A 24,875-nucleotide genomic window follows, 5' to 3' on the forward strand; every position below is an offset into this window, starting at 1 on the left:
CACCCGAGGGGGCCGTCCCGGCGGACAGGGAGAGTTGTCTCGATGCGAGTTTGGCTTCGCGCGGTGACGGTCGTCGTCGCCGGCGCGGTCGTGGTGGCGGGAGTGCCGGCGCTCGCCGCCACCGTCACCGTGCGGGACGCCGGCGTGGCCGGCCACACCGGCGCACAGGCGACGGGAAGCAGCGCCGCACTCGGCGCCGCGCGCACCACGGCGACCCGTGCGCTGGTCACCCCCGGGGACACCCGGCTGATGCCGACCACCCCCCGCACCGACACCCCGCGGATCACCAACGGCGAGATCACCGACATCGAGGTGATCGGCAACCGCGTCTTCATCGCCGGCACGTTCACCTCGATCGCCAACAACGGCGGGTCCGCGATCGCGCAGCGGTCCCTGGCGTCGTACAACCTGGACACCGGCAAGGTGGACACCGGGTTCAAGCCGGTCATCGACGGCGCGGTCGCCGCGGTGGAGGCGTCGCCGGACGGCTCGTCGCTCTACATCGCCGGCACGTTCAACACGATCAACGGCGTCACCAAGCGCAAGATCGCCCGGCTGAACCCGGCCACCGGCGCGCCGGTCGCCGCGTTCACCGCCACCGCGAACGCGCGGGCCACCGCCCTGGCCGTGAGCGGCAACGCCGTCTACGTCGGCGGCCAGTTCGCCACCGTCAACGGGGTCAGCCGCAGCGGCCTGGTCGCGCTCAACCCCACCACCGGCGCCGTCGACACCGGCTTCAACCTGCCGCTCACCGGCGGCATCGGCGTCGGCGGCATGCTCACCGTGCAGCAGCTCAAGCTCACCCACGACCGCAGCAAGCTGCTGGTCGTGCACACCGGCCGCCAGATCGCCGGCCAGGACCGCTACGGCGTGGCGCTCATCGGTACGGCCAGCAAGGCGCTGCTGCCCTGGCGTACCCGGCTGTGGGAGGACAACCTCTCCTTCGTCGGCGGCATCCAGCGCGTCTTCGCCGGTGACATCGCGCCGGACGACTCGTACTTCGTGGTCACCAGCGGCTCCGGCGGCGACCGCCCGCCGATCAACGACACCGCCATCGCGTACCCGCTGACCGGAAACGACAACGTCGAGCCGCTCTGGATCTCCCGGCACTTCGACAGCATCTACTCGGTCGCGATCACCGACACCGCCGTCTACGTCGGCGGGCACTTCAGCTGGCAGGAGTCGCCCACGTCGAACGTGCCGTGGCCCGGCCTGGACAACGTCGGCTACGGCACCGGCCAGGGGCTCAGCGGCTACGGACTCGGCGACCAGGTGGTCCGCCGCGACCACCTCGGCGCGCTGGACCCGCTCACCGGCACCGCGCTGGAGTGGAACCCCGGCTCCAACTCGTACGAGGGCGAGAAGGCGATGCTCGCCACCTCGCGCGGCCTGCTCGTCGGCGGCGACGGCAACGTCAAGGGCGGCAAGACCACCGGCCGGGTGGCCTTCTTCGACCTCTCCAAGGAGCCCAAGCCGGCGGCGCTGGACACCACTGTCACCACGCCGATCGAGGGCGCGGTGAAGCCGGCCGGCGAGTCGTTCACGATCAGCGGCCAGGCGCTCGCCCCGGCCGGCGTGGCCCGGGTGCAACTGGAGATCCAGGACCGCAACAGCGGCAAGTACCTCCAGGCCGACCTGACCACGTGGGGCGCGTTCAAGGCGATCAACACGACCGTCGCCGCGCCGAACGCCACCTCCACCACGTGGAGCCTGCCGGTGACACTGCCCGCCGGGGTCTACCAGTTGCAGGCCAAGACGTTCGACCGCAACGGGGCCGGCGACACCACCAAGGCGGTCAAGAAAATCGAGGCGTTCCGCTTCGACGACCTGCCGCCGACGACCCGGATCAGCTCGCCGTCGGCCGGCCTGCTCGCCACGCAGACCTTCGTGGCCTCCGGCACCGCCACCGACGACAAGGGCGTCAACTCGCTGATCTACTCGTTCCGCACGCCCGACAACCGGTACCTGCAGGACGACGGGACCGTCGCCGCCGTCTACAACACCTTCCGCGGCGAGCCGGACGTGATCGGCGCGACGTCCACCACCTGGCAGTACGAGGTCACGCTGCCCACCGAGGGGCAGTGGAGGATGACCGCGACCGCGGTCGACACGACCGGGCAGAGCGACCTGCGCGGCGACACCCGCGACTGGACCGTCTCGGCCAACGGCGTACCGCCGACAGTGGCGATCACCTCGCCGGTGGCGATGACCCCGCCGGGCAACCCGGCGCCGTTCACAGTCGCGCCCGGCGGCGCGGTCACGTTCGCCGGCACGGCGCGCGACGACGACGCCCTGAAGTCGGTCGAGATCTACCTGCGCAACAACACCACCCGCGAGGCGCTCGCCAGCGACGGCACGTGGGGCGCCGACTCGGTCGCCGGCTACCACCGGATCTCGCCGACCAACCTCGACGCCGCGACGTTCGACTGGTCGTTCACCACGGTGCCGCTCACCCCCGGTGTCTACGACTTCCGGGTACGGGCGACCGACAAGCTCGGCCTGACCACGTCCAGCACCAACATGGGCCGGCTCACAGTCACCGCCCAGGTGCCAGGCGACGCCTTCCCGAACGGGCTGCTCAGCTTCACCGGCACCAACCAGGACATCGACCAGCTGCACCTGGACCTGACCGGCACGGCGACCGACGACAAGGGCGTGCGGGCGGTCCGGATCGCGCTGCGCGACCTGGACACCGGCCGGTACGTGCAGCCCAACGGCACCATGGCCGCCGCGTTCGCCACAGTCGACGCGACGCTCGCCGCGCCCGGCGCGACCAGCACCGCGTTCACGCTCTCGATCGACCTGCCCACCCGGGGCACGTACAGCGTCGAGGCGTGGGCCGTGGACACCGCCGGTCAGCAGGACAACTCGACAAGCGGCGCCACCGCCCGCTACCTGGTCTACCCGGGTGACACCGACCCGACGCTGGAGCCGAGCATCACGCCGGTCGAGGGGCAGGCGTACACCGGCGGCCGGATCGTCATCACCGGCCGGGCGGTGGACGACGGCGGGATGCAGAAGGTCGAGGTGCAGATCGGCAACAGCGCCGGGCAGGGCATGAACTCCGCCGGCACGTTCGGCCGCGCGGGCGCGCCGACCAGCTGGCCGTGGATCGCCACGTTCCTCACCAGCCCGGGCTCGCCGGGGTCGAACTTCGCGTACACGTCGCCGGTGATCCCGGCCGGCACGTACACGGTGACGATCCGCGGCATGGACAACCGGGGGCAGTACCAGCAGCCGCCCCGTACCGTCACGGTGACCGTCACCGACTGACCGGACGGCCTCGCGGGCCGGTCCGCGCCGGGTCTCCCGGTGCCGGGCCGGCCCGTGCCCGTTCAGGGACGGATCAGGCACATCCCGGGGGTGGCCGGCCGGTCCATCGTGGCCAGCGCGTCTGGCGCGGCGGCCAGGTCGATGGTGCGGGTGACCAGCTCGGCCGGGCGCAGCACCCCGGCGGTGACCAGCCGCAGCATCTCCGGGTACGCGTGCGCCGGCATGCCGTGGCTGCCCCGCAGCTCCAGCTCGTACGCGATCACCAGGTCCATCGGCAGCGCGGGCCGGCCCTGCGCGGCGGGCAGCAGCCCGACCTGCACGTGCCGGCCGCGGCGGCGCAGGCCCTCGATCGACGCCACACAGGTGGCGTGACTGCCCAGCGCGTCCAGCGACAGGTGGGCGCCACCGCCGGTGGCCTCCCGGATCACGGCGGCCACCTCGCCGGGACCGGCGAGCGCGCTCGCGTCCACGCAGACCGCGGCGCCGCTGAGGCGGGCCAGCTCCAGCGCGCCGGACGACACGTCCACCGCCACCACCCGCGCCCCGCTCGCCGCCGCCACCATGACGGCGGACAGGCCGACGCCGCCGCAGCCGTGCACGGCCACCCACTCGCCCGCCGCCGCCCGGCCCTGCGCGACGACGGCCCGGAACGCGGTGGCGAACCGGCAACCGAGCGCGGCGGCGGCCGCCTCGTCCAGCTCGTCCGGCAGCCGGACCAGGTTGACGTCGGCGTGCCGTACCGCGACCAGCTCGGCGAACGAGCCCCACCCGGTGAAGCCCGGCTGGGTCTGCCGCTCGCAGACCTGCTGGTCGCCGGCCAGGCAGGACGGGCACCGCCCGCACGCGCAGACGAACGGCGCTGTCACCCGGTCACCGGGCCGCCAGCCGCGGACGTCCGCGCCTGCGGCCACGACGACACCGGCGAACTCGTGGCCCGGCACGTGCGGCAGGCGGATGTCCGGGTCGTGGCCCTGCCAGCCGTGCCAGTCACTGCGGCACAGGCCGGTCGCGCCGACCCGGACGACCACCCCGTCCGGCGCCGGCGCCGGGTCGTCCACCTCCCGGACCTCCGGCCGTACCCCGAACTGCTCGAACACCACCGCACGCATGCCCCGATCCTCACACCCACCCGTCCCGCCCCCGCCCCCGCCCCGCCCTCCGCCCTCGCCCGCTCTCCGCGATCTTGCACTTGCGGCCCCGTCGATGTCGTGGCTGCCCCGGTCTGACCGGGCAGAAAGCGCACGATCACCGGCGAGGACCGGTCCCCGCCTCACCTGCTCCTCCCCGACGCGTCATGCCTCCCCACACGTGAGGGCTGCGGTCCGTACGCCTGAGCAGCCGTGGATCTTGGTACGAGCGCGCCCTCATGGGGGCCGCTTCGTACCAAGGTCCACGTGGCTCGGCCTTCCTGCGCCGGTGATCAAGGGGTTTGTGTCCTCGCCAGGGCGGTTTCGGCCCGCAAACTCCTTGATCATCCGGGAGAGGGAGAGGGAGAGGGAGAGGGAGAGGGAGAGGGAGAGGGAGAGGGAGAGGGAGAGGGAGAGGGAGAGGGAGAGGGAGAGGGAGAGGGAGAGGGAGAGGGAGAGGGAGAGGGAGAGGGAGAGGGAGAGGGAGAGGGAGAGGGAGAGGGAGAGGGGGAGGGGGAGGGGGAGGACTGGCTACGGGTGGTGGACCTGGGACGTGTGGGCGATGATGCCGTCGAGCGGGGTTCCCGGGGGGAGGGTCTTCGGGTCGAAAGCGCGGCATCACGGGTCTGCCACCGGCGGATCTCGCGGTGCAGGTCACCGGTATCCTCACCGGCCCGGGTGGCTGGACCACCGACGGACGGATCGCTCTGCGCCGCGTCGGCGCCCGCGGGCCCGCCGACTTCACCGTCTACCTCGCCACCCCCGGTACGCGCGACGACCTGTGCCGGGCCGGTACACCTCCTGCCGTAGCGGGGACCGGGTGGTGGTCAACGTGGCCCGCCGGGTGCGCGGCGCGCCCGCCTACGGCAGCGACCTCGCCCGTACCGCCGATGCGTGGTCTACCACCGCCTGGGTCACGGGCACGAGCGCTGCCCGGGGCGGGGACGCCCGGCGCCGGTGATGCAGCGGCAGACGCTCGGCCTGCACGGCTGCGCCCGAACCCGCTGCCGTTCCTGCGCGGCGAGCGGTACGCGGGACGGTCCGGCGCGTACGATGACCGCCTGCCCCCGCCCGAGGGCGGCCGAGCAGGCTGAGCGGGCTGGTGGCGATCTGACCCGGCGCTCAGAACAGCGTCGCCGGGCCGACCGGCTCCGGCTCGGGCAGCGGCGCGAGCCCGGGCACCCGCTCGCGGACCTGGTCGTGGAAGCGGCGGGCCAGCTCGGGCGCGTCGGCGTTGTCCGGCGTGTGCACGAACACGGTCGGCGAGCGGCCCTCCCGCAGCCAGCCGGTGACCACGTCCAGCCACGGCTGCCAGCCCTCGACGGTGCGGGCCGGGTCGTCGCGACCCAGGTAACGCACGATCGGCCGGTCGGTCAGCGCCCGGGTACGCAGCGGCAGGCGCGGCTTGCGCGTCCACGCCTCCCGCTCGGCGTCGCTCGTCGGCGGCGTCCGGAAGAACGCTGTGGTGTCGAACGGGATCCACTCGGCGCCGGCCCGGTGCAGCGTGGCCTCCAGCGCGCGTACCGCACCGGCCTCGGTGAGGAAGGCGGGGTGGCGGACCTCGACGGCGTACCTGTGGGTGGTGGGCAGCGTGCGCAGGAACCGGTCGAGGTCGGGCACGTCACCGGGGCCGAACGAGCCGGGCAACTGGATCCAGAGCGCGTCGGCCCGCGGGCCGAGCGGCTCCATCGCGTGCAGGAACGCCCGCAGTTCCACCTCGCCGCCGGTGAGCCGGCGCTCGTGGGTGACCACCTTCGGCAGCTTCGGCAGGAGACGGAAGCCCGGCGCGGTCTGGTCGGCCCAGGACGCCACCGTCTCCCGGGCCGGGGTGGCGTAGAACGTGGTGTTGCCCTCCACGGCATTGCACCACCCGGCGTACGCGCGCAGCCGCTCGTGTGCGGGCAGCGGGTGCGGCAGGAAGCGGCCGGACCAGGACTTGTGCGTCCACATGGCACAGCCCACGTGCAGGCGCATCCCGGTCACCGGCAGGGCCGGCTCGTCGAGGCGCCGCGCAGCTCCGCTCCCGGGTTCCACTTCCGGGTGAGGTACCGCGCGAGGCAGCCGAGCCCGCGGCGGGAGGTTGGCGGAAGAGCTCTCGCCGCCACCGGACCGGTGTTTGCCCGTCGCATCCGTCCTCCTCACGCGCCGTACGTCGGCGGGCGGGGCCGCCCGTCCGCCGCGCCCACGGTAGCCGGGCCGGTGATGGACTGCGGATTGGGCCGTGACCGGCGGGGCAAGAGGAGGCCGGAGGTGGTGACGATGACCGACGGACCGGGTCTGCGGCTGTGCCAGGTGGTGCTGGACTGCACCGACGCGCGCGCCCTGGCCGAGTTCTACCGCGCGCTGCTGGGCCTGGTCTACCGGCCCGGTGACGAGCCTCCGGCGGCCGGGGAACCGGACGAGCGCGGCCGGGACTGGCTGGTGCTGCGGACCGCGCAGGGCGTGCCGCAACTGGCCTTCCAGCAGGTCGACCGGCTGCCGGAGGCGACCTGGCCGGAGGGCGAGGTGCCGCAGCAACTGCACCTCGACCTGACCGTGCCGTCGGTGGCCGAGCTGGACCGGCAGCACGAGCGGGTGCTCGCGCTCGGCGGGCGGCTGCTGCGGGATCGGTCCGACGACCCGGACGAGCCCCTACGGGTGTACTCCGACCCCGCCGGCCACCCGCTCTGCGTCTTCGTCGGTTGAGCGCGGGCGGGCAGGGGTCACGGCCCGGCCCGGGTCACGGCCGCTCCACCCGTACCGGGTCACCGCGCACGAGGTCGTCGTGGACCCGCCAGCGGGCGTCGACACCCGCGCGCCGGGCCGCCTCGTCGTCGGCGGCGATCCGCTGCCGCAGCAGCTCGACCGCGATACGGCGGTTGAGGTGCAGGTGCCGTTCGGTGTCCACCACCACTGTGCGGCCCGACGGGCGGTGCGTGGCCCGGACGGCGGTGCTCGCCTTGTCGCGGTGTTGGCCGCCCGGCCCGCCGGTGCGGCACGGCACGAACTCGACGTCGGCCTCGCCGAACGGCGTGACCACCACGTCGGTCCGGCACGTCCGCGCGGTGACGTACCAGTTCTTCCGTCCGTGGCCCGTCCGGTACGGGCTGGGCGCCTGCCAGCAGAGCGTGCCGGTCCACCCGGCCGCGAACGCCTCCGCCCCGGCGCCGGTGATCCGTACCAGCACCGACCGGTAGGTGCCGGCCCGGTCGCCGGGCACCGTCTCGACCCGCTCGGTACGCAGGCCCCGCCGGGCCGCCTCGCCTTCCAGGCGGGACAGCAGCCCGGCCAGCGTCCATGCGCACTCGGCCGGTCCACGCCCGGCGGACAGCAGCAGCTCGGTCACCGGCGGCCCTTCCGGCGCTCGTCGCGGCGGCCCACGTCCGGCGTCTTGTAGGTGACCAGCGGAACCGTCGTGGTGATCGGCGTGGCGAGGTCGTGCGCCACCAGGTCGCCGATCACCTGCTCGATGCGCTTGTACGCGGTGGGTGCCTCCTCGAACAGCAGTTGCCGGTCGCCGCACACCACGATCGAGCCGACCGGCGTACGGCGCAGCTCCTCGACTGTGTGCTTGGCCCGGCCCCGGCGCAGCGCGTCGGCGCGGGACATCTTGCGCCCGGCACCGTGCGCCACCGAGTAGCCGGCGTCCGGCCCGGCGTGCGCCGCCACCAGGTAGGAGGGCGTGCCGCGGGTGCCGGCGATCAGCACGTCCCGGCCGTCACCCGGCGTCGCGCCCTTGCGGTGCAGGTAGCGCCCGTCGCGGATCTCGACCAGGTTGTGACACTGGTCGACGACCGGCTCGGTGGGTTCGGCGCCGAGCGCGTACGCGACCCGCGCGGCCAGCAGCCGCCGGTTGAGCGACCCCCACCGCACGGCCGCGTCGTGCCGGGCCAGGTAGGCGTCCGGGTCGGGCGCGGGACCGGCGCCGTGCGTCTCGGTGTGCTCGCGCAGGATCCGTTCGCCCAGCCCGCGCGACCCGGAGTGCACCACGAGCACCAGGTCACCGGCGTCCAGCCCGAGCCGCGCGGCGTGCTCCGCCGCGAGGATCGGCCCGACGCGGGCCAGCTCGACGAAGTGGTTGCCGCGCCCGACGGTGCCGAGGCCGTCGAGGTGACCGGCCGGCACGTCGCCGTCGAGCACCGACCAGGCCGGGTCGTCGGCGTCCCGGTCCGGGTCGAGTGCCCGGTCCAGGTCGGGGAACCGGGCCGCGAGCCGTTCCGGTACGACCCGGCGCAGCGCGATCGGGAAGACCGCGATGCCGCAGCCGATGTCGGAGCCGACGAGGAACGGGTAGAGCACCGTCGAGGACATCGCGGCGCCGATCGGCGCGCCCTTGCCGGGGTGCAGGTCGGGCATGGCGGCGACGTGCGCCATGCCGTCCAGGGCGGCGACCTGACGGCACTGGTCGAGCGCGGCGGACTCGATCCAGCTGCCGGGGGAGGCGAAGACGGAGACGGTGGCGGGCACGACGGCCCGCCCGGAGGGGTACGCGGACACAGACGCTCGTTTCTGGAGGAGAGCGCGGAGGACGGCGGACGGCAGGCGGCGCGGGCCTGCGGGCGGGGATGCGATCCGTCAGAACGTCATGCCGCTCAGCCTCGCGGAGGCGGCCCCGGGGCGGCAACCGACTTTCGACCCGCCGGAGCGCCCGCGTCGACATCGGGTGACCCGATCCATAGACTCCGGTCGTTCTGGTACCACGAGTCCAGGGAGGACCACCGTGTCGAGCGAAACCCGAACGCACGCCGCATCACCCCTGCTGGCCCGCCTCGCCGGGGTGAGCCTGGCCGCCGCGACGATCGTCGCCGCCGCAGGTGTCGCCGCGACCGCGGCACCCGCCGCCGACCCGGCGCCCACGAAGGGGCCGTGCGCGTACACGCCCACGCCGGACGAGCCGGCCGCCCGTCCGGTGTCGCTGCCGCCGGACCCGCGCCGTACGCCGGACCGCGGCACCGTGCGGGTCACGCTGCGCACCAACCAGGGGCCGATCGGGCTGACGCTGGACCGCGAACAGGCGCCGTGCACCGTACAGAGCTTCCTGCACCTGGTCCGGAAGCGCTTCTACGACCGGACGCCCTGCCACCGGCTCACCGCGTACCCGACGCTCACGGTCCTCCAGTGCGGCGACCCGTCCGGCACCGGCGAGGGCGGCCCGGGCTACCGCTACCGCGACGAGCTGCCCACCGACCTGCCGCCCGCGCCGACCGACCCGACCGGCGTACGCCGCCTGTACGCGCGCGGCACACTCGCCATGGCCAACGCCGGCCCGGACACCAACGGCAGCCAGTTCTTCCTGGTCCAGGCCGACTCGGCGCTGCGCCCCAACTACACCGTGTTCGGTCGGGTCGACGCGGCCGGGCTGGCCACGCTGGACCGGATCTCGGCCGGCGGTATCGCGCCCACCCCCGAGGACCCGGCGCCGGTCGACGGCGCCCCGGCGGTGCCGGTGGAGATCTGCCGCGCCAAGCAGGGCCGCTGACGCGACGGCCCGGCGGGACGGCTGCGGAGGCCGCCCGCCGGGCTCGCGCCGCCGCCGGTAGCCTGCGGCGATGACGCATGAGCGGGAGATCACCGAGCCGGTGGACCTGTGCCGGCCGGACGGGCGGCTGAACCCGGACGCGGTCGGCTGGAGCCGCCGGCCGCTGCACCGGGCGAACCTGCGCGGCTGGGGCCGGGCCAAGCGGTGGGAGCACTGGGGCGTGGTCACGCCGACGCACATCCTCGGCCTGGTCGCGTCGTCGCTGGACTACGCCGGGGTGCAGAGCCTCTACCTGCTCGACCGGCGTACCGGCCGGGAGACGACGGCGGAGGCGGTGGTGCCGTTCGCCCGGGCCACGGTGCTGCCGCCGGTCAGCGGCACCGGTGCGGTCCGTGCCCGGGGCGGGAAGCTGGACATCGCTGTGGAGCAGGGCCCGGACGGCAGTACGGTGCGGGCGAGCGCACCCGGCGTCGAGGTGGACCTGACCGTGCCGCTGCCGCCGGGGCACGAGTCGCTGGGCGTGGTGGTGCCGTGGAGCACCCGCCGGTTCCAGTACACGGTCAAGGACATCGGCCGGCCGGTGCACGGCACGCTCACCGTGGACGGCACGGCGTACCCGGTGGGGGAGGGGTCGTACGCGGCGCTCGACCACGGCCGCGGCAAGTGGCGGTACGCGGTCCGGTGGAACTGGGCGGCCGGCAGCGGACCGGGCCGGGCGATCCAGCTCGGCGGCACGTGGACCGACGGCACCGGCTCGACCGAGAACGCGGTCTTCGTCGACGGGCGCCTGCACAAGATCGGCGCCGACCTGACCTGGGAGTACGACCGCACCGACCGGCTGCGGCCGTGGCGGATCACCGGTGACCGGGTGGACGTGACGTTCCACCCGTTCCACGAGCGGGTGGCGCGGACCAACCTGCTCGTGCTGGCCGGGGAGACGCACCAGTGCTTCGGGCACTTCACCGGCTGGGCCGCGACCGACGACGGCGAGCGCGTGGATCTGGACGGCCTGGTCGGCTGGGCCGAGGAGGCCCGTAACCGCTGGTGAGGCCGGTCCCCGCCGGGCCGGGCCGCCCGGCGGGGAAGCCCGATCAGGCCGGCAGCCGCCAGACCTGGTTGGCGCCGCCGAAGCAGTCCCAGATCTGCAGCCGGGTGCCGTTGGCGGAGCTGTTGCCGGTGGCGTCCAGGCACCGGCCCGACGCCGGGTTGCGCAGCGTGCCGTTGCTCTGGGCCTGCCACACCTGAGCGCCGGTGCCGTTGCAGTCCCAGAGCTGGATCCGGGTGCCGTTCGCGGTGCCGGCGCTCGTCACGTCGAGGCACTTGCCCAGCGCCCGCAGCGTGCCGTCGCCGGCGACGGTCCAGCTCTGCGCGGCGGTGCCGTTGCAGCCGTACAGCTGGATCGCGGTGCCGTTCGCGGTGCTCGCGGCCGCCACGTCCACGCAGGCGCCGCCGATGCCGGTGATCGGCCCGGTACGCCCGGACGGCGGCGGGGTGCCGCCGCCGGTGACGGTGTCGTAGATCGCGCTGACCAGCGAGGTCGAACCGGTGGTGTCCTGCGACAGCTCCCAGTTCATCATCCCGCCGGCGTTCGCCAGGGCCCACTGCGTCTTGCGCTTCACGGTCGGTACGCCGTTGTAGCACTGCTGGGCGCCGCCCACTGTGGTGCAGTCCCGGTTGGCGTTGGCCGGGTCCATGCCGACCAGCGCCGAGTAGGTGTAGTAGCCGGGCCGGCTGTAGAAGGGCACGCCGAGCACCGCCTTGGCGGCGGGCAGGCCGCGCGACTTCCACCTGTTGACGCTGGCGACCGACCAGTCGTAGTTGGCGTGCGGGCTGCCGCCGTCGTACGCCATGATGTTCAGCCAGTCCACCGAGCCGAAGACGGCCGTGGGCACCCCGTCGACGTAGTAGCCCTCGGAGACCACGGCGGCGGTGAGCAGCTTGCCGCGGCTGTGCAGGGCGCTGCCGAGCTGCTGCATGAGCAGCGTGTAGTTGTTCGCCGAGGCGCCCGGGTCGGGATACTCCCAGTCCATGTCGACGCCGTCGAGGTTGTACTGGTTGACGAAGGCGATCAGGTTGTTGACGAACGCGGTGCGCGTGCCGGAGTTCGCGGCGAGCGCCTCGAACGCGGAGTCGTCGCCGTCGTTCCAGCCGCCGACGGCGATGGAGACCTTGACGTTGTTGGCGTGCCCGAGCGACACGAGTGAGGACAGCTTGCCCGGGTTCTCCACCGGGCGCAGGCTGCCGTCGCCGTTGGGCAGGACGAACGCGTAGTTGATGTGGGTGAGCTTGCCGTACTGGACGGTGTTGACGTTGCCGCTCCAGGACGGCATGTAGCCGACGCTCTTGAAGTTGTTCGGCAGCACCACCGCCTCGGCGGCGGCCGGGGCGAGGGTGAGCGTCGCGGCGGTGGTGGCCAGCGCGAGCGCACCGGCGGCGAGGCGCCGCCGGAGGTGAGGTGTGGGCATCGAGGGCCTTCCCGGGGGACGGGGGCGGATGGGGGTCTTCCTCGAGGTGGCCCAAATATTAAAGAGTATTAACTAAGGCGTCAACGACAATCGTCGATGAGCGGGACGTACGCACAGCGTGGGGCGGCCCCCGTCCGGGACCGCCCCCACGCGCGACCCGGGATCAGGCGACCGAGGCCGGGAACCTCTCCCAGACCCGGTGCGCCGCCATCAGCCGCTGCACCTCGCCGAGCACCTCGGCCCCGGAGCCACCGGTCACCACGCCCGGCGTGCCTGCGACGCCGGCCTGGTGCAGCACCTCGGCGCCCGCGCCCCAGGCGCCGATCACCTTGGCGTGCCGCCACGCCTCCTCGACCAGCAGCAGCACCCGCGGGTCGACGGTCGGGGAGCCCGGCGCGCCGGCCTCGACGTCGCGGGCCGGCAGCGCGTCCGGCGCCGGGGTCGGGGCGCCGGCCAGCAGCACCGCGTCGAACTCGACCGAGCGGCCGGTGGCGAACGTGCGCTGCACCGGCAGTCCGTCGACGGTGCCGCCGTGCGCGGCGATCAGCAGCGGCACCATGCCGGCGGCGAACACCTCCCGGCGTACCTCGTGCACGTCGCCCAGGTCGGCCTGGGCGTCGACCACGATGCCGACCATCCGGCCGTCGGCCGGCCACTCCCGGCCCACCTGGGACAGCGCCGGGCTGGGCTGCACCTCCGCGAGCGGCACCGTGGGCTGCGGCACGGGCAGGCCCAGACCGGTCGCGACCTGCTCGCACAGCACCGGGTCGACGTTCGCCAGGCACTGGAGCTGCCGCTCCTTGATCGCCTGGTGGTAGCACTTGCCCAGCTCGAACGTGTACGCCCGGACGATGTGCTCCTTCTCCACCGGCGACATGCTCTGCCAGAACAGGCGTACCTGGCTGTAGTGGTCGTCGAAGGAGGCCGGCGCGGCCCGCACCTTCGGCGCCTCGGCCACAGTCACCGGCGTGTCGACGAACGCGTGCTCCCGGTCGCCGGCCGGGAACGGGTTGCCGCCGTCGAGCGAGTTCGGCCGGTACGGCGCCACCCCGGCGTGCACCGCGTGCTGGTGGAAGCCGTCACGCAGCATGTCGTTGACGTCGACGTGCGGCCGGTTGATCGGGATCTGGGTGAAGTTCGGTCCGCCCAGGCGGGTGAGCTGCGTGTCCACGTACGAGAAGAGGCGGCCCTGCATCAGCGGGTCGTTCGTCACGTCGATGCCCGGCGGCAGGTGCCCGACGTGGAACGCCACCTGCTCGGTCTCGGCGAAGAAGTTACGCGGCGTCTTGTTCAGGGTGAGCTTGCCGATCGGCTGCACCGGCGCCAGTTCCTCCGGCACGATCTTCGTCGGGTCGAGCAGGTCGATCCCGGCGAACGTCTCCTCCGGCGTGTCCGGGAAGACCTGGATGCCCAGATCCCACTCCGGGTACGCGCCGGCCTCGATCGCGTCGTACAGGTCGCGGCGGTGGTAGTCCGGGTCGATACCGCCGATGAGCTGCGCCTCCTCCCAGGTCAGCGAGTGCACGCCCAGCTTCGGCTTCCAGTGGAACTTGACCAGCGCTGTCGCACCTGCGTCGTCGACCAGGCGGAACGTGTGCACGCCGAAGCCCTCCATGGTCCGGTAGGACCGCGGAATGCCCCGGTCGGACATGTTCCAGATGGTGTGGTGCTGCGCCTCGGTGTGCAGCGAGACGAAGTCCCAGAACGTGTCGTGTGCGCTCTGCGCCTGCGGGATCTCCCGGTCCGGGTGCGGCTTGCCCGCGTGGATGACGTCCGGGAACTTGATCGCGTCCTGGATGAAGAACACCGGGATGTTGTTGGCGACCAGGTCGAACGTGCCCTCGTCGGTGTAGAACTTGGTGGCGAAGCCGCGGGTGTCGCGGACCGTGTCGGCCGACCCGCGCGAGCCCAGCACCGTGGAGAAGCGGACGAAGACCGGCGTCTCGCGACCCTTCTTCAGGAACCCGGCCCGGGTCACCTCCTCGGCGGTGCCGTACGCGACGAACGTGCCGTGCGCGCCCGCGCCCCGGGCGTGCACCACCCGCTCCGGGATCCGTTCGTGGTCGAAGTGGGTGATCTTCTCCCGCAGGTGGTGGTCCTGGAGCAGGACCGGGCCGCGCGGACCGGCCTTCAACGAGTGGTCGGTGTCGCGCAGCCGGGCGCCGTTGGCGGTGGTGAGGTACGCGCCCTGCTGCCCCTTGGCGATCTTCGGCACACCGGTCTGGGCGCCGGTCGGGGTCCGGGTGTCCGGCGCGCCCTGCTCGTCCTTGGGCGGCAGCGGCCCGTGCGGCGTGGTCGGCTCCTCCAGCGGTGGTGGCGCGCTGCCGGGAGCGCCCGGAACGTCCGGAGTCAGCGCGTCGCCGACCTTCTCGACGGCGGCTTCGACGACACCCTTGACGATCTGGGTGGGCTTGCTGGATTCCATCAGGACCTGTCCTCCTACAGCGAAATGTCCAGGCCCCCTCGGCCCTACCCCAGGTCAGGGCGGGCAAACCGGAACAATCGCGGTAACGCTGGTCAGGACCGGTGCGGCACGGCCACTGCGGTGAGCAGCAGCCCGCGGGTGACCAGCCAGCGGCCGTCCAGGACGTCCAGCGGCGGGCCGCCGTCGGTACGCGTGCCGTCGACCAGGATCCGGGCGGTGAACCGGCCGGACCGGTCGAACGTCAGCTCCGCCTCCTCGAACCCGAGCCAGCGCCCGGTCAGCGGGTACCACGCCTTGTAGACCGACTCCTTGGCGCTGAACACCAGCCGGTCCCAGTGCGTCGCCGGATCGGCGTCACACAGCGCGGCCAGCCGCTCCGGCTCGCCCGCGGTGAGGACCACCCCGGCCACGCCGTCGGGCAGCGGCTCGTGCGGCTCCGCGTCGATGCCCAGCCCGGCCAGCGCCCCGGCCGGCGCCACCGCCGCCGCCCGGTAGCCGGTGCAGTGCGTGATGCTGCCCACCACGCCGTCCGGCCACACCGGCTCCCGCCGGGGCCCGGGACGGATCGGCGCCGGGGCGTACCCGAGGCGGGCCAGCGCCTCCCGCGCGCAGCGGCGGGCCGTGACGAACTCCTGGCGGCGGGCGGCCACCGCGCGGGCCACCAGGTCCTCCTCGCCCGGGTACGGCGTCTCGTCCGGCACGTCGGTGAACGCCTCGACGGCCAGCGCCCCGGCCGGCAGCAGCGCTCCGATCATCCGAGGATGCGTTTCATCGGCGCCGGCTCGCCGCCGCGGCGCCGCCACTCGCGCGGGTAGCCCAGCGACACCTCCTCGAAGCGCACCCCGTCGTAGTGCGTGGTGCGCGGGATGTGCAGGTGGCCGTAGACCGCGACGGCGGCGCGGTGGCGCACGTGCCAGTCGGCCGTCCGGTCGGTGCCGCACCACTGGGCGAACTCCGGGAACCAGAGCACCTCGGTGGGCTGCCGCACCAGCGGCCAGTGGGTGACCAGCACTGTGGGCAGCGCCGGGTCGGTGGCCGCCAGCCGCCGCCTCGTCACCTCCAGCCGCGCCGCGCACCAGGACTCCCGGTCCGGGTACGGGTCGGGGTGCAGCAGCATCTCGTCGGTGCACACCACACCGGCGTCGTACGCCGCGCGCAGCGACTCCTCCTTGGTGGTCGTGCCGGGCGCGCGGAACGAGTAGTCGTAGAGCAGGAACAGCGGCGCCACGGTGACCGGCCCGCCTTCGCCCCGCCACACCGGATAGTCGTCCTCCGGGGTCAGCACGCCCAGCTCACGGCACATCGCCACGAGCGCGTCGTAGCGGGCCACGCCGCGCAGCGTCACCGGGTCGTTGGGGTGGGTCCACAGCTCGTGGTTGCCGGGTGCCCACACCACCCGCGCGAACCGGTCGCGCAGCAGCCGCAGCGTCCGCTCCACGTCGGCGAAGACCTCGCCCACGTCGCCGGCCACGATCAGCCAGTCGTCCGCCGTCTCCGGCCGCAGGCCGTCCACCACCGCGCGGTTCTCCGCGTACGACACGTGGAGGTCACTGACCGCGTACAGCGCACCCGTCACCCGGCCGATCTTGCCAGCAGCGCTCCCGGATGACCAGGCTCTCGCCCGCCGGGCTGCCGGGGGTCCGACCGGCCCGGTCAGCCGACGGTCGCGGTCACCTCGTCGAGCGCGCGCAGCACCTCGCGCGTGACGGCCGGCTCGGCGGCGGAGTGCCCGGCCTCCGGCACGATCCGTAGCGTCGCCTCCGGCCACCGGCGGGCCAGGTCGTACGCGGACACCGGCGGGCAGCACAGGTCGTAGCGGCCGTTGACGATCACGGCGGGCAGGTGCCGGATCCGGTCCACGCCGTCGAGCAACTGGCCCTCGGCGAGGAAGCCGCCGTGCACCGCGTAGTGCGACAGGATCCGGGCCACGGGCAGCGCCTGGTCGTCGGCGGTGAAGTGGGCGAGCATCTCCGGGTCGGGCCGCAGCGACGAGTTGACCGCCTCCCACCGCCCCCAGGCCCGCGCGTACTCCCGGGCCCGCGCCTCGTCCGGGCCGTGCAACCGCCTGTGGTACGCGGCCAGCACGTCGTCGCGTTCGCCGGGCGGGACCGGCGCGACGAACCGCTCCCACTCCTCGGGCTGGAGGTGGCGCAGCCCGCCCTGGTAGAACCAGTCCCGCTCGCTGCGCCGCAGCAGCAGCACGCCGCGCAGGACCAGCCCGGTCACCCGATCCGGGTGCGCCTGCGCGTACGCCAGGCCGAGCGTGGTGCCCCACGACCCGCCGAACACCAGCCACGAGTCGATGCCCAGCCGCTGCCGGATCGTCTCCAGGTCGGCCACCAGATGCCAGGTGGTGTTGGCGCGCACCTCGCCGTGCGGGGTGCTGCGACCGGCGCCGCGCTGGTCGAACAGCACGGCCCGGTGGCGGTCGGGGTCGAAGAACCGGCGGGCCACCGGCACCAGGCCGCCGCCGGGCCCACCGTGCAGGAACACCACGGGTACGCCGTCCGGTCGCCCGACCTCCTCCGCGTACAGGACGTGGCAGTCACCGACCGGGATCCGGTGGGTGGCGTACGGCTCGACGGGCGGGTGCAGGCCGGTCATGCCCTGTCATCCTGCCCGGCGTGGGCGTGCCGGATGGTCCCGCTCAGCAGGCGACGTTGCCGCCGAGGTTGTCCAGCAGCGCGTCGGCGACCCAGCCGGAGACGCCTGTGGTGACGTCCCGCAGGTACGTCCACGTGTAGGTGGTCTTGCCGTTCGCGGTGACCCGGTCGCCGCTGGCAAAGCAGTGGAAGTCGACCGTGTGACTGAGCTGCCCGTATCCCAGTGAGGCGCAGGTGGTGTGCGGGCCGGTACGGATGTTGACGTTCGTGGCGTTGAACAACTGGCCGAACTTGCTGTCCACGTTGGAGTGGGAGTGGCTGCACCCGGCGCTCGCCGGTCCGGCCGTACCGGCCACCACGGCGCCCGCCGAGGCGACGGTCAGGACGACGGCGGCACCGATCGAGGAAATCTTCCGCATACCCGTCAACCCCCGAATAAAGATCGAGATGCACCAGCAGATCGATCCAAATATTTGCATATCGCAAGGTCGATGGGCAAGATGCGGGCCGCCGGCCCGGCCGGACCGGCGGCGCCGATCGCTCAGGCGGTGGCCGGTACGCCGTTGTCGGTACCAGTGGTCTCCGCCTCGGGCACGCCGCGCGGAGCCGGTGCGCGGACCGCGAACGCGTCGAAGCTCGGCCCGTCCAGCCGCTCGACGAACGGCTCCACGAGCGGCGGCTCCGACCGGTCCGGCTCGATCGCGTCCGGCTCGGTCCGCCCGTCCACGGCCCGGGGCGTCACCTCGGCCGGCACGGTGATCGGCGGGCGTGCCCCCACCTGCGGGTACTCGGCTGTCTCCCCGCCGCCCGCGGCGGCCGCCATGACCGCCGCCGCGGCCAGGTCGGCGACCCGCTTGGCCTCCCGCTGCACCCGGGCCCGGGTCTCCTTGGCGTGCTGCTCGGCCAGGTCCGCCGCGCGCCGCGCCTCGTTCAGCCGCTTGGTCTCCGCGGTCAGCTCCCGGCGAACGCCGACCAGCCGCTCCTCCAGCTCCGCGCCGGTCCGCTCGATGGTGGCGATCTCCCGCCGGGTGTCCTCCAGCTGCCGGGAGACCGTCTCCAGCTCCGCCTTGAGCTGGGTCAGCGTCTCCTGCCGCTGCTGGATCTCCCGCTGCACGCCGGCGAGCTGCTCCTGGTGCGCCCCCGTCTCCTCGTCGGCCCGTTCCCGGACCTCGGTGGCGTACTGCTGCGCCTCGGCGACCAGCGCGGCGATGTCCTTCTCCGCGGCGGCGGCCCGGTCGGCCAGCTCCTGCTCGGCGGCGGCCCGCCGCTCGTCCAGTTCCTTGGCCATCGTGGCCTGCCACTGGGCCAGCTCCTGCTGGGCCTTGCTGCGGTTGGCCTGGACCTCCTGCTGGATCTGCGTCCGCGCGGCCCTCACCAGCGCCTCGGACGCCGAGCGCGCCTGCTCGACCTGCTGCGCACTCTGCTCGGTGACCCGCTTCGCCTCCTGCTGGGCCCGGTCGTGCGCGGCCTGCCCCTCGACGCGCAGCTTCTCCGCCAGCTCCCGCACCGCGGTCAGCTCCGCCTGCGCGGCGGCCCGCCGCTCCTCGTCCACCCGCTCCTGCTCGGCCCGGCGGGCGGACAGCTCCTCGTCCAGCTCACGCCGCTCCCGCGCGGCCTGCTCCTGCGCCGCGGCCAGCAGCTTCTCCGCCTGCCCCTGGACGTCCTCCGCGCGCCGGGTGGCCACGTCGGTGATCTGGCCGGCCTGCTTCTCGGCCAGGTCCAGGATCTGGTCGACCATCGGGCCGAGGTCGCGGAAGGACGCCCGGTCCACAGCCGTCGGACGGTCGCGCAGCTCCACCGCCTCGGCCTGCACCCGCTGCACCTGCGCGGTCAGGTCGCGCACCTGCGTGTACGCCCGGTCCCGTGCGGCGGTCAGCGCGCTCACCTCGGCGTCGACCTGCTCGACGTACCGGTCCACCTGACGTTTGTCGTAGCCGCGCAACGCGGGATCGAACCGGGGCCGCCCGGACAGGTCGTCGTGGGGTGCGAACGGCTCGGCACCGTTTGACATGCGCCATCCTCCGTCGGTTCGCCAGCGCCAGGCCGGCGGATGACCGCCCCGCAGGGCACGATGAGGCGCTACGGTACCGCGTCCGCGCGCGGGGCTCGCCCCGCCCCGCCCCCTGCCCGCCGACCGGCGGCAGGGTCAGACCGGGAAGTGCGGGTTCCCCGCCGTCAGGCGGATGGTGAAGCCGGTCGCGTCCCTGTGGTACGTCACGTGGTCGCAACTCTGGTGGCTGATCCACAGGCCCAGGCCGCCGTCGGAACCGTCGCCCGCCGGCAGCAGCCCGGCGAACGGGTCCTTCGGGCCGGTCCCCCGATCGTGGACGGTCACCACGATCCGGTCCGGCGCGCGCCACAACCGCAGGCACACCGGCGGTTCGCCGTGGCGCAGCGCGTTGCTCACCACCTCGCTGACGGCGATGACCAGGCCGTCGAGGCCGTCGGGCGGCAGCAGGCCACGGTCGGCGGCGCGCACCTCCGCGCGAGCGCGGGCCGGCGTCGGGTCGACCAGCTCGACGAGCGGCGCCGTCCGCTGCACCGGGTCCGCGGGCGCCGGACGGAACTCGGTCAGATAGCTCGTCGGCTCGGTGTAGAGACCGGCCGCCTCGTGCCCGCCGTCCGGCCGCGCCACCAGCGGATGGGTACGTGCCACGTCGGCGAGCACGTGCGCGGGCGTGCCCCGACGGTCGTAGGCGCAGATGCCCCACAGCGGGAAGTCGTCGTAGGCGTGGTTGATCGCCGACTCGTAGCGCGCCCACCAGTCCCAGGTCGCGCCGAGCAGCACCGGAGGCAGTTCGCCGACCATCCGGATCTGTGCCGCCCCCGCCGCCACGTACGAGGCGAGCAGCTCCCGGTAGGAACGCAGCGCGACACTGGGCCGGGCGTAGACGTCACCGACCGGCAGGAACGTGACCTCGGCGCCGGTGGGCAGCGCCCGGCGCACCAGCTCGGCGTTGCGCTCGTCCAGGTTCACCGCAGTCGGCTCGCCGGCCGCGATCCCGTCCAGCAGGAACGGCAGCGCCACCGCCAGCAACTCCTCGTCGGAGCCGTAGACGAACGCCTCGTGGAAGTAGCCCACGTGGCCGGAGGCCGCGCCGCTCCTCATCGGACGACCTCCACCCGTACCTCGGACAGACCGAGCAGGTCGACCAGCCGGGCCGGGGCCCGGCTCGGCGTGCGCAGCACCGCGACGGCGTCGTGCCGGCGGGCGTGGTCGCGCAGGTGCAGCAGGCTGCGGTGGTCGACGAAACGCAGCTCGGCGGCGTCGAAGACGATCCGGCCCGCCACCGGCCGCGGGTCGGCCCGCTCCAGCGCGGCGGCGAAGTCCCGGTGGTTGGACGGGTCCAGCTCGCCGGCCAGCGCCACCACCGAGTCGCCGTCGCCGGCGTGCAGCCGGAACAGCACGTCCGCGTTCGTCACCGAGTGCAGGCAGGCCAGCTCGGCGATCGCCGCGTCGTCCAGCCGCCGGCGGTCGTAGGCGCAGACCGCCGACATCGGCCGGTGCCGCATCCAGTGGTCGATCCGGTGCTCGTAGCGGGCGAACGCGTCCCGCTGGGCGGGGGTGCGGACCAGGCTGGTCGCCTCGGCCAGCACCCGCAGACCGGTGTGCCCGGCGGTGAGCGCCTCGGTGGTGGCCCGCACGTACGCCCGGACCTGCCGGTCGGGGTCGACGATCTCGTCGTGCCGGTACGCCTCGCCGACGGGAACCACCCGTAGCGCGTCCCGCCGGCGCGCGGCGTCTGCCCCGGGAACCGAGGCCAGCCAGCCGGTGACAGTGGCGCGATCCTCCGGACCGACCACCCAGACCTGCTCACCGGCGGCGAGACCGGCGGTGACCTGCTCGACCGCCAGCGCGCGCAGCACTGCCGGGTCGTCGTAGGCGAGGCAGCCATGAGTGTAGCCCGGGTACGTCACGCCCCCGCTGGTCACCGACTACGCCTCATGGGCCCAGTCTATGCCGGGCCCACCTGGAGATCGCGCCAGGCCGTGGCATCGAGCGGCGGGTCACCCAGCTCGAACTCGGCCCAGTTGTTCCAGTACGCGATCGCGTCCACGTCGTTCTGCTGCCGCAGCCACGTGACGTGCTCGCGGATCGTCCGCGCCCGGCCCGCGCCTGTGGTGTCCGCGGCGATGCGGCTCAGCCCGTACTCGGGCACCAGCAGCCGGATGCCCGGGTACGCGGCGCGCACCTTGCCGAAGGCCACGCCGAACATCCGGGAGGCGGGCCAGTACGCGGCGGTGTCCCGGGAGTAGCAGTCCACGCCGTAGTGGGTCATGCCCGGGTAACCCCAGTCGGCCGGGTTGCCGCGCCCCTCGTCCAGCCAGTAGCGGGTCACGATCGGGCCGTGCCCGAGCACCCACCGCCGGTTGCGGTGCGCCGCCAGGATCTGGGTCACCCGGCTCGCCGTCGCCCGGTACGTCGCGGGGGCCACGTCGCCCATCGGCTCGTGGTACCAGGTCAGGTAGATCGGGCGGTTCACGCCGTCGAGCCAGCCGGCCAGTTGCTCGACGTCGTCCTTCCAGCTGACGTGCATCACGGCCGAGGGCGCGTCGGCGAACTTGCCGGCGTTCAGTGGAGGCAGTTCCGGCAGCGCGTCCGCGTCCGGGCCGTCCGTGCCGAAGTCGCGCATGTAGCGGATGCCCGGATAGTCGGCCACCGCCCGCTGGGTCCGTGCGCCCTTCTCGGCGCTCATCCCGACCAGCAGCGGCACGGTCAGCGTGGTGGTGCCCGTGCCGGTGCGGCCGGCGCCGTCACGCGCCGTCGCGGTCAGCGTCACCGTGCCCCGGCCGGCCAGCACGGTGACTGTGAAGCGGCCCGGATCGGCGCTGCTCGGTGTGACAGTCACCCCCGGCGAGGCGCCGGCGAGTTGAATGGTCAACGGGATGCTCAGGTCCACCCGGACCGGGCTGTCCCAGGTGACGCCGGTGGGGTCGCTGACCCGGCCGGCGAGCGTCAGCAGGCGCGAGTCAGGGTGGTAGGCGTCGACCCGGACGGTGGTCGACTGGCCGGGCAGCAGGACGGTCTGGTCGGCGGTGACGGAACGGACGACGGGTGCGGCCATGAGGCTCTCCTTCGACGTGCTTCGCTGCCGCTCCGGCCGCACGTCTTCGGGTGGCCAGAGTGGCTCTGACCTGCGCTTTTACCAGCTTGCGTCGGTTCTTCCCCGATCGTCAGGTCGGCCGCAGATGGCGCGAAACCCGGTCGCCGCCCCGCTGTCGCGCCCGCATCCTGGACCGATGCCGATCATCGTGCGGGACCTGCGCCGCCCGCCCAAGATCGACACCGGTTCGGCGAGGTGGCGCTGTCGGAGGGGGTCTGGTGCAGCCATCTCCCCGAGGTGGCGTGGATCTTGGCGGGGGAGGGCGTCAGGGCAGCGGGTGGGAGATGTCGCGGGCGTGGTCGGCCACCGCCGCGCCGACCACTGTCGCGGTCAGCGGCAGCACCTCCAGGCAGCGGCGTACCGCCGCGCCCATCAGCGGGTTCGGCACCCGCATGGACAGCGTGCAGTGCGGCACCCAGCGGCCCGGCCGGTAGTGCTCCACCACCTCGACGCCGGCCCGCGTCAGCCGTTCGTGCACCGTGGCGTGGTGCGCCAGCAGCTCGGGCGTCGGCGCCGGCCCGAGCCAGAGCACCCGCCCGACGAACTGGCCGGCGTGCTGGAACTCCAGCCGCAGCGGCGCCGCCACCACGGTTCCGGCTAGCGCCCCGGCGACGCGCTGCGGGTCCAGGCGGGGCGCGACCGCCAGCGAGACGTGCGGGCGGTGCCGCTGCGCCAGCAGGGAACGCATGCTCGGCACCCCGTCGGACTCCAGCAGGTCCCACAGCACCCGGATCCGCCGGGTGGCGTCGGTGTCCAGATACAGCTCCAGCGCCGCGACCACGCGATCACCCTAGAGGCGGGGCCCGCGCCGAGGTTTGCCGGGCACTGTGGGCGGTACTGCCCGATGGTACGCACGACAGGACAGGGGAGTGAGGCGCGCGTGGACGTGACCGACGTGCTGACCGAGGCGTACGGCCGGTTGCCCGATCTGGTCGCCGGGGCGCTCGACGGGCTCGACGCGGCCCAGCTGCGGCAGACGCCGGCCGACGGGGCGAACCCGGTCGGCTGGCTGGTCTGGCACCTGACCCGGATCCAGGACGACCATGTCGCCGACGTGATGGGCGAGCCGCAGCTCTGGGCCACCGGCGACTGGGCGGCACGGTGCGGCCTGCCGCCGGACCCCGCCGACACCGGCTTCGGGCACGGCCCGGAGCAGATCGCTGCGGTACGCCCCGAGACCGGCGGCGTGCTGCTGGACTACCACCGGGCCGTGGTGGACCGGAGCCTGGCGTACCTGCGCGGGCTGAGCGCGGCCGACCTGGACCGGGTGGTGGACGAGAACTGGGATCCGCCGGTGACGCTCGGGGTGCGGCTGGTGAGCGTGCTCGACGACGACCTCCAGCACGCCGGTCAGGCCGCGTACGTGCGGGGGCTCATCCTGTGCTGAGCGCCGCACCGGCCCGGCGCAGCGCGGCGTGCCCGAGCAGGTGACACGCCTGCGCCTCGGGCGAGGTGCCGGGACGCTCGAAGTCCGGCGCCCCGCTGACGCCCGTCACCCGGCCGTACGCGTCGATCCGCCCGGCGGCGGCCGCGAGCAGGTCCGCGCCCACCTCGAACCACGACCGGGACAGCCACCCGTCGGCCACTCCGGTGAGGGCCGCGTACCCGAGCAGCTGGGCGGTGTTGGCCTCGCGGAACGCGTCCGGCTCGTCCAGCACGTCGGGGAAGAGGCCGTCCGCGCCCCGGTACGCGAGGCAGGCGGTCAGCACCTCCTCGGCGTGCCCGGCCAGCTCGGCGCGGAGGTCACCCGGCCAGTCCGGCGCGAGCCGCAGCGCGCGGGCGATCCCGGCGACCACCCAGCCGTTGCCGGTGCCCCAGGGTCCGGGCCGGTCCGGTTCGCCCCGGTCCTCGTCCCAGCGGGCGGCGTACAGGCCGGTGCGCGCGTCGTACAGCCGTCGCCGGTGCCCCGCCACCTGCGCCGCGGCCGTCCCGGTGCGACCGGTCAGCGCCAGCAGCGGCACCACCATGTAGATCGTGTCCGCCCAGACCTGGCGGCCGTCGAGCAGGTGGAACAGCGTGCCGTCGGCGGCCCTCGGCGCCCTCCGGGTCAGCCAGTCGAGCTGGGCGTCCAGCGCCACGGCGTACCGCCGGTCGCCGGTGCGGCGCGCGGCGTGCCGGACCACCTCACCGCACGCGGCGCCGTTCACCGCGCCCACCGAGCCGGCCGGCTCCCCGAGCCGCCCGTCCGGCCGTTGCCGGGTCACCGCGGCGTCGGCGACCAGCACGGCGGCCTCGTCCAGGCCGAGGTCGAGCAGCGCCTGACCGAGGATCCCCTGCTCCCAGGACTCGCGCTGCATGGTCAGCAGTGCGAGCAGCACCCGGTCGGCGGTGGCGTCCCCGGTCGTCGGCATGGCTCAGGGATACCCGCCGCTCCGACCCGCCTCACCCGGACCGGGTGAGTTCGCCTCACCCGCGACGC

22 protein-coding genes are annotated in these 24,875 nt (G+C 74.0%); 6 read left to right on the top strand and 16 right to left on the bottom strand.

Going from position 1 to position 24,875, the window contains the following annotated elements:
* Positions 1-42 precede the first annotated feature (42 nt).
* On the top strand, positions 43-3,273 hold the full coding sequence (locus O7622_RS13545) for an Ig-like domain-containing protein (RefSeq protein WP_282313666.1): 3,231 nt from the start codon (positions 43-45) through the stop codon (positions 3,271-3,273).
* A gap of 62 nt (positions 3,274-3,335) precedes the next feature.
* On the opposite strand, the gene O7622_RS13550 is transcribed toward O7622_RS13545, so the two are convergent.
* Positions 3,336-4,382: a zinc-dependent alcohol dehydrogenase family protein gene (locus tag O7622_RS13550; RefSeq protein ID WP_282313667.1), complete on the bottom strand. Its 1,047-nt coding sequence runs from the start codon at positions 4,380-4,382 to the stop codon at positions 3,336-3,338.
* Positions 4,383-4,689: 307 nt separating this feature from the next.
* Here O7622_RS13550 and O7622_RS13555 point away from each other — a divergent pair, with 307 nt between their 5' ends.
* Complete coding sequence (locus O7622_RS13555) at positions 4,690-5,361, top strand: hypothetical protein (RefSeq protein WP_282313668.1); 672 nt, start codon at positions 4,690-4,692, stop codon at positions 5,359-5,361.
* A 161-nt stretch (positions 5,362-5,522) separates the two neighbouring features.
* Here the strand turns inward: O7622_RS13555 and O7622_RS13560 are convergent, their stop codons facing one another.
* Positions 5,523-6,350, bottom strand: a complete 828-nt coding sequence (locus O7622_RS13560) for a DUF72 domain-containing protein (RefSeq protein WP_282314135.1) — start codon at positions 6,348-6,350, stop codon at positions 5,523-5,525.
* Between the two features lie 309 nt (positions 6,351-6,659).
* Between O7622_RS13560 and O7622_RS13565 the strand changes: the two genes are divergently transcribed.
* Positions 6,660-7,085 (top strand): VOC family protein, encoded by a 426-nt coding sequence (locus tag O7622_RS13565; protein WP_282313669.1) that lies wholly within the window; start codon positions 6,660-6,662, stop codon positions 7,083-7,085.
* Positions 7,086-7,119: 34 nt separating this feature from the next.
* On the opposite strand, the gene prfH is transcribed toward O7622_RS13565, so the two are convergent.
* Both prfH and O7622_RS13575 read right to left on the bottom strand, forming a co-directional pair.
* Positions 7,120-7,725: a peptide chain release factor H gene (gene prfH, locus O7622_RS13570; protein WP_282313670.1), complete on the bottom strand. Its 606-nt coding sequence runs from the start codon at positions 7,723-7,725 to the stop codon at positions 7,120-7,122.
* Positions 7,722-8,876, bottom strand: coding sequence for an RNA ligase RtcB family protein (locus O7622_RS13575; RefSeq protein ID WP_282313671.1), 1,155 nt, complete (start codon positions 8,874-8,876; stop codon positions 7,722-7,724). Before O7622_RS13575 ends, prfH begins: the two co-directional genes overlap by 4 nt.
* A gap of 223 nt (positions 8,877-9,099) precedes the next feature.
* Between O7622_RS13575 and O7622_RS13580 the strand changes: the two genes are divergently transcribed.
* Both O7622_RS13580 and O7622_RS13585 read left to right on the top strand, forming a co-directional pair.
* Positions 9,100-9,858, top strand: a complete 759-nt coding sequence (locus O7622_RS13580; protein WP_282313672.1) for a peptidylprolyl isomerase — start codon at positions 9,100-9,102, stop codon at positions 9,856-9,858.
* 70 nt (positions 9,859-9,928) lie between these two features.
* Positions 9,929-10,906 carry a DUF2804 domain-containing protein gene (locus tag O7622_RS13585; protein WP_282313673.1) on the top strand — a complete coding sequence of 326 codons (978 nt, stop codon included), beginning with the start codon at positions 9,929-9,931 and terminating at the stop codon, positions 10,904-10,906.
* Positions 10,907-10,949: 43 nt separating this feature from the next.
* On the opposite strand, the gene O7622_RS13590 is transcribed toward O7622_RS13585, so the two are convergent.
* From O7622_RS13590 to O7622_RS13640, 11 genes are all read right to left on the bottom strand, one after another.
* Positions 10,950-12,323, bottom strand: coding sequence for a glycosyl hydrolase family 18 protein (locus tag O7622_RS13590; protein ID WP_282313674.1), 1,374 nt, complete (start codon positions 12,321-12,323; stop codon positions 10,950-10,952).
* A 163-nt stretch (positions 12,324-12,486) separates the two neighbouring features.
* Complete coding sequence (locus tag O7622_RS13595; RefSeq protein ID WP_282313675.1) at positions 12,487-14,748, bottom strand: catalase; 2,262 nt, start codon at positions 14,746-14,748, stop codon at positions 12,487-12,489.
* A gap of 92 nt (positions 14,749-14,840) precedes the next feature.
* Positions 14,841-15,503, bottom strand: a complete 663-nt coding sequence (locus tag O7622_RS13600) for a 4'-phosphopantetheinyl transferase superfamily protein (RefSeq protein WP_282313676.1) — start codon at positions 15,501-15,503, stop codon at positions 14,841-14,843.
* The gene (locus O7622_RS13605; protein WP_282313677.1) at positions 15,500-16,324 is read right to left on the bottom strand and encodes a metallophosphoesterase; all 825 of its coding nucleotides are present in this window, start codon (positions 16,322-16,324) and stop codon (positions 15,500-15,502) included. Before O7622_RS13605 ends, O7622_RS13600 begins: the two co-directional genes overlap by 4 nt.
* 77 nt (positions 16,325-16,401) lie before the next feature.
* Positions 16,402-17,352 carry a prolyl aminopeptidase gene (gene pip / locus O7622_RS13610; RefSeq protein ID WP_282313678.1) on the bottom strand — a complete coding sequence of 317 codons (951 nt, stop codon included), beginning with the start codon at positions 17,350-17,352 and terminating at the stop codon, positions 16,402-16,404.
* 43 nt (positions 17,353-17,395) lie between these two features.
* Positions 17,396-17,770 carry a hypothetical protein gene (locus O7622_RS13615; protein WP_047893815.1) on the bottom strand — a complete coding sequence of 125 codons (375 nt, stop codon included), beginning with the start codon at positions 17,768-17,770 and terminating at the stop codon, positions 17,396-17,398.
* 122 nt (positions 17,771-17,892) lie between these two features.
* Positions 17,893-19,362 (bottom strand): hypothetical protein, encoded by a 1,470-nt coding sequence (locus tag O7622_RS13620; protein WP_282313679.1) that lies wholly within the window; start codon positions 19,360-19,362, stop codon positions 17,893-17,895.
* Between the two features lie 135 nt (positions 19,363-19,497).
* Positions 19,498-20,460, bottom strand: coding sequence for an anti-sigma factor RsbA family regulatory protein (locus tag O7622_RS13625; protein WP_282313680.1), 963 nt, complete (start codon positions 20,458-20,460; stop codon positions 19,498-19,500).
* The gene (locus O7622_RS13630) at positions 20,457-21,284 is read right to left on the bottom strand and encodes an MEDS domain-containing protein (protein ID WP_282313681.1); all 828 of its coding nucleotides are present in this window, start codon (positions 21,282-21,284) and stop codon (positions 20,457-20,459) included. Before O7622_RS13630 ends, O7622_RS13625 begins: the two co-directional genes overlap by 4 nt.
* Positions 21,285-21,307: 23 nt before the next feature.
* The gene (locus O7622_RS13635) at positions 21,308-22,417 is read right to left on the bottom strand and encodes a hypothetical protein (RefSeq protein ID WP_282313682.1); all 1,110 of its coding nucleotides are present in this window, start codon (positions 22,415-22,417) and stop codon (positions 21,308-21,310) included.
* Positions 22,418-22,721: 304 nt separating this feature from the next.
* Positions 22,722-23,237 carry a 2'-5' RNA ligase family protein gene (locus O7622_RS13640; protein ID WP_282313683.1) on the bottom strand — a complete coding sequence of 172 codons (516 nt, stop codon included), beginning with the start codon at positions 23,235-23,237 and terminating at the stop codon, positions 22,722-22,724.
* Between the two features lie 99 nt (positions 23,238-23,336).
* Here O7622_RS13640 and O7622_RS13645 point away from each other — a divergent pair, with 99 nt between their 5' ends.
* Positions 23,337-23,843: a DinB family protein gene (locus tag O7622_RS13645; protein WP_282313684.1), complete on the top strand. Its 507-nt coding sequence runs from the start codon at positions 23,337-23,339 to the stop codon at positions 23,841-23,843.
* Here the strand turns inward: O7622_RS13645 and O7622_RS13650 are convergent.
* On the bottom strand, positions 23,830-24,807 hold the full coding sequence (locus tag O7622_RS13650) for a glycoside hydrolase family 88 protein (RefSeq protein ID WP_282313685.1): 978 nt from the start codon (positions 24,805-24,807) through the stop codon (positions 23,830-23,832). The two genes, O7622_RS13645 and O7622_RS13650, sit on opposite strands and share 14 nt — an antisense overlap.
* Positions 24,808-24,875: the final 68 nt, after the last annotated feature.

The organism is Micromonospora sp. WMMD1076, assembly GCF_029581475.1.
Lineage (GTDB): Bacteria > Actinomycetota > Actinomycetes > Mycobacteriales > Micromonosporaceae > Micromonospora > Micromonospora aurantiaca.